Consider the following 675-nt stretch of genomic DNA (forward strand, 5'->3'; position numbering starts at 1 on the left):
TTTTGTTGCTTGATTTCCGCTAGTTCCTGCTTCACTTTTTGAAGCTCCTGCTTACTTGCAAAATCATCTAACGGCATATCGTCACTACCTTTCCATGCCACCACGATCATGATAGAACGGGCGAGAACGTTGTTGACGCTCGATTTCTTTTTGTCGTTGCAGCTCCTCTTTTTTCTTGCGTTCTTCTTGCTGACGAATATCATTAGCAAGATTTTTCAAACCGCTGATAGAAAAGTCATCATTGGTGACTTTAGGCTTGGTTTCAAGCGGTTTTTCGACTTCTTTTTCTTGTTTTTGTTGAGAAAATTCAAGTGTTCGTTCGATCGCAGGGCGCTCAAAATCAGAACCTAATTTTCGTCCGCCGATTGTGAAATCTTTGCCCTCATCATCGACCCATTTGAAGCCAATCCTTTTGCCTTTATTGTACTCATAAACCTCGACAGCATAGGCTTCTTGAAGATTTTTTTTGAAAGAATCAAAATCGGTACTCATATCTTGTGCGCCCAGGATCATATGCTTCATTTTTTCTCGATTACTCAATTTGCCCTCGGCGTGCATTTCAAAATCAACTTGTTTGAATTTTTCTTTCGGCTGTTCAATGCCAAAACTCAATAAAACCTTATCGTTTAGGTCTTGTAGGTGGTAGCCGACCTCGGTATCAGAGTGAAATTTTTT

Annotated in this window: 1 protein-coding gene; it reads right to left on the reverse strand. The window is 40.3% G+C overall.

Annotation, left to right across the window (positions count from 1 at the left end):
• Positions 1 to 84 precede the first annotated feature (84 nt).
• On the reverse strand, positions 85 to 675 hold a 591-nt coding region (locus ACFOPO_RS18440), incomplete at its 5' end, for a hypothetical protein (protein WP_386705139.1).

Source organism: Lysobacter sp. GCM10012299, from assembly GCF_042649405.1.
GTDB lineage: Bacteria > Pseudomonadota > Gammaproteobacteria > Xanthomonadales > Xanthomonadaceae > Lysobacter_J.